This window comes from Dietzia sp. CW19 (genome assembly GCF_014145265.1).
GTDB classification, from domain to species: domain Bacteria; phylum Actinomycetota; class Actinomycetes; order Mycobacteriales; family Mycobacteriaceae; genus Dietzia; species Dietzia natronolimnaea.
In genome coordinates this window covers 1-4,177 of sequence record NZ_JAALEE010000085.1, presented here as the reverse complement: position 1 = coordinate 4,177, position 4,177 = coordinate 1, and the positions used below count along the sequence as shown (strand labels likewise).

Sequence of the window (4,177 nt, the reverse complement as noted above, 5' to 3'; positions counted from 1 at the left end):
GTCGGGCCCCACGGGCCGCGCCGTCGGGCCCGCCCCTCCCCCGGATCCGCTGCTCTCCTGCGCCATCCGCTGCCCCACCGGACAGCCGATCGCGCAGGACGGCAGCGGATTTCCGGTGTCAGGGGGTGCGGAACGCGGCCGTGACGGTTCCGACCCCCATCACGCGCTGGTCGGGCTCCCGGTCGGGATAGGTGGCCCCTCGGTCGGGAAGGGTGGCCTCCCGGTCAGGCCGGGTGGTCGACGACCGGCTCGGCGCTCGCGGGGTCGACGGTCGCCTCCACCAGGAACTCCCGGACCTCGGGGACGCCGCGGAGGAAGCCGTCCGCCTCGTCGTCGGAGTCCGTCACCTGGCTGGCCAGCTCCGCGGCGACCCGTTGCTCGAACATCTCGACCTCCCGCTCGACGCGGTCGGTATCCCAGTCCAGCACCTCCGCCATGAGCTGCGCGGCCTCGCGGGCGCACGCCACCCCTCCGTGCTGGTACTCCATGGAGATCCGGGTCCGGCGGACCAGGACGTCCTCCAGGTGCAGAGCGGCCTCCGCGAGCGCGGCGTAGACGATCTCGACCCGGAGGTAGCGATCGGCGCCGTCGAGGGTCTCCAGCAGATCGGGGCGGTCCGCCGCCAGGTCCAGCACGTCCTCGAGAAGCGAACCGTAGCGGTCGAGCAGGTGCTGGACCTGCTCCTCCCTGATCTCGTAGTGGTCCGCGATCCGGTCCGCGCGGTTGACCATCGCCGGGTAGCCGTCTGCACCGAGGAGGGGGATGCGATCGGTGGTGGAGGCCGGAACGGACTCCGCGCGCTCCGGTCCCAGCTCGGCCACCGCGGCGTCGACCGCGTCCGCCGCCATGACCCGGTAGGTGGTGTACTTGCCGCCCGCCACCACCACGGCCCCGGGAGCCGCGCGCATCACCGCGTGTTCCCGCGAGAGCTTGGCGGTGGAGTCGGCCCCGCCCGAGAGCAGCGGGCGCAGTCCCGCGTAGACACCGCGGACGTCGTCCCGCCCGATCGGGGTCGTGAGCACGGCGTTGACGTGCCCGAGGATGTAATCGATGTCCGCACCCGTCGCCGCGGGGTGGGCCAGATCGAGCTGCCAGTCGGTGTCGGTGGTGCCGATGATCCAGTATTCGCCCCAGGGGATGACGAAGAGCACCGACTTCTCGGTGCGCAGGATGAGGGCGGCCTCCGAGTCGACCTTGTCACGGTCCACCACGATGTGGACCCCCTTGGAGGCACGCACCGTGAAGCCGCCCTCCTCCCCCAGCATCTCCTGCAGGTGGTCGGTCCACACCCCCGCCGCGTTGAGCACCACCCCGGCCCGGACGTCGGTCTCCCGTCCGGTCTCGGCGTCGCGGACCCGCACGCCGGTCACTCGTTCGCCCTCCCGCAGGTAGCCGATCACCTGCGTGGAGTTGGCGACCACCGCGCCGTGCAGGGCGGCGGTGCGGGCGAGCGTGAGGGTGTGGCGGGCGTCGTCGACCAACGTGTCCCAGTACCGGATCCCCCCCACCACGACGTCCTCGCGCAGACCCGGCGCCACGCGCCGTGCACCGGCGCGGCTGTAGTGCTTCTGCGGCGGGACGCTCTTGGCGCCGCCCATGAGGTCGTAGAGGACGAATCCCGCGGCCATGTAGGGGCGCTCCCAGAACCGGCGGGTGAGCGGGAAGAGGAACTTGAGCGGTTTGACCAGGTGCGGGGCCAGTCGGGTCATGCTGAGCTCGCGCTCGTGGAGGGCCTCGGCGACGAGCCCGAAGTCGAGTTGCTCGAGATACCGGAGCCCGCCGTGGAACATCTTGGAGCTGCGCGAGGAGGTCCCGGCGGCGAAGTCGCGGGCCTCCACCACTGCGACGCTCAGGCCGCGCGTGGCCGCGTCGACAGCGCTGCCGGTGCCCACCACACCGCCACCCACGATCACGATGTCGAAGGACTCCTCCGACAACCTCCGCCATGCCTCGGCCCGGCGCTCGGGACCGAGGACGGACCGTGATCTGATCGTGGGCATCGTGCTCCCTCCGGGGCCGGGTATCGGTTTCCGGCCGGTTGCGCCCGACTCTACGCCCGGGCGGACGTAGTCTGACGACGTGACGCGTAACACGTTCATCCTCGCGATCGACCAGGGGACCACGTCCTCGCGGGCCATCCTCTTCGACCACGACGGTCTGCCGGTGCCCGCGGCGACCGCCCAGGTCGAACACCGGCAGATCCTGCCCCGGGCCGGATGGGTGGAACACGACCCGCTGGAGATCTGGGAGAACGTGCGGACGACCATGGCCCAGGTGGCCGGTCACGCCGACCTCGAACCGGCGTTGGTGAGCGCGATCGGCATCACCAACCAACGGGAGACCGTGGTGGTGTGGGAGCGGGAGACCGGTGAGCCGGTCTACAACGCGATCGTCTGGCAGGACACCCGGACCTCCGGGATCTGCGCCCGGTTGGCGGAGGGCCACCCCGACGGAGACAACAGGTTCCGCGATGCGACCGGGTTGCCCCTGTCCACCTACTTCGCGGGTCCGAAGATCCGGTGGATCCTCGATCACCTCGACGCCGAGGGCCGACGCGGCACCGAGCGGGCCGAGGCCGGCGAGCTGCTGGCCGGGACCATCGACTCGTGGCTGGTGTGGAATCTCACCGGCGGCCGCCGCGGCGGGACCGACGGCGAATCGGCGCTCCACGTCACCGACGTCACCAACGCCTCCCGCACCCTGCTCATGGATCTGCGGACCCTGGAGTGGTGCGACGAGCTCTGCCGCGAGATCGGGGTGCCGCGGGCGATGCTCCCCGACATCGTGCCGTCCTCGGGGGTGATCGGTCACGTGACCGAGCGTCGCATGTTCGGCGGGACCCCCATCGCGGGGATCCTCGGCGACCAACAGGCGGCCATGTTCGGCCAGACCTGCTTCGACCCCGGCGACGCCAAGAACACCTACGGGACCGGCGCGTTCCTGCTGCTCAACACCGGCACCACCCCCCAGTTCAGCGACAACGGGCTGCTCACCACCGTCTGCTACAAGCTCGGGGACGCCGACGCCGTGTACGCGCTGGAGGGCTCCGTGGCGGTGGCGGGCTCGCTGGTGCAGTGGCTACGGGACAACCTCGGGGTGATCTCGAGCGCCGAGGAGACCGAGGAACTGGCGACGTCACTGGAGGACAACGGCGACTGCTATCTCGTGCCCGCGTTCTCCGGACTTCTCGCCCCTCGCTGGCGCCCGGACGCGCGTGGCACCCTGGTGGGCCTGACCCGGTTCCACACCCGGGCACACCTGGCGCGAGCGGCGCTCGAGGCCACCGCGTTCCAGTCCCGCGAGATGACCGACGCGATGGCCGCCGACGCCGGCGAGACCGCCGACGCGCTGCGTGTCGACGGCGGGATGGTGGTCAACGACTACCTGATGCAGTTCCAGGCCGACATCCTGGGCATCGACGTGATCCGGCCCGAGGTCACCGAGACCACCGCCCTGGGTGCCGCCTTCGCCGCGGGGCTGGCGGTGGGCCAGTGGGACTCCCCCGACCGGCTCCGGGAGTTGTGGCGGGAGGACCGGCGGTGGGAGCCACGCATGGCCGAGGACGAGCGCGCGCGCCTGTGGGGCCGCTGGAACGACGCCGTCGAACGGACCCTGGGCTGGGCCGCCACCGAGAGCTGATCAGGCGGGCACCGACGGCCCCGCGTGGAAGACGGCGGGACGCAAGGGCGTGACCTCCACCCGGGCCCCCACCTCGAAGACCTCCCCGCCGGAGACCGGGACCGCGAAGCTCTGCTCGGTGCCGTCGACACACATCCGGATGAGGGTCGACGCGCCGACGAACTCGACGCCGGTGCACACGCCGTGCCCCTCCTGCCCGACCCGACGGACCGTCAGGCTCTCGGGGCGCCACAGGACGGTGCCGGACCCGCGTGCGGGCGTGTCGAGTGGGACGGCGCCGATGGTGGTGTGTGCGACCCCTCCGTCCGCGGTGGCCGGGAGAAGGACGACCTCCCCCGCCAGCTGGGCGACCTCGCGGCTCACCGGGTGGTAGTAGAGCCGTTCGGGGGTGTCGACCTGGGCGAGGCGGCCGTCGATGAGCACGGCGACCCGATCGGCGGTGGCCAGCGCCTCCGCGCGGTCGTGGGTGACGAGGACCGACGTCGCGCCGGACTCGGCGAGCAGGGTCGAGACCTCCGCCCGGACCCGTCCCCGCAGG

Annotated in this window: 2 protein-coding genes and 1 pseudogene; 1 reads left to right on the top strand and 2 read right to left on the bottom strand. The window is 71.9% G+C overall.

What is annotated here, in order from left to right; translation table 11 throughout:
• Window positions 1-224 precede the first annotated feature (224 nt).
• The gene (locus G6021_RS03185; protein WP_179524760.1) at window positions 225-2,000 is read right to left on the bottom strand and encodes a glycerol-3-phosphate dehydrogenase/oxidase; all 1,776 of its coding nucleotides are present in this window, start codon (window positions 1,998-2,000) and stop codon (window positions 225-227) included.
• A gap of 79 nt (window positions 2,001-2,079) precedes the next feature.
• On the opposite strand from G6021_RS03185, the gene glpK reads away from it, so the two are divergent.
• Window positions 2,080-3,639: a glycerol kinase GlpK gene (glpK, locus tag G6021_RS03180; RefSeq protein WP_182640651.1), complete on the top strand. Its 1,560-nt coding sequence runs from the start codon at window positions 2,080-2,082 to the stop codon at window positions 3,637-3,639.
• On the opposite strand, the pseudogene G6021_RS03175 reads toward glpK, so the two are convergent.
• Window positions 3,640-4,177 (bottom strand): annotated as a pseudogene (locus G6021_RS03175) (ABC transporter ATP-binding protein); the annotation flags it as partial.

Excerpts from the sequence above, each read along its gene's own strand:
- G6021_RS03185 (WP_179524760.1), bottom strand. The coding sequence starts at position 2,000 with ATGCCCACGATCAGATCACGGTCCGTCCTCGGTCCCGAGCGCCGGGCC.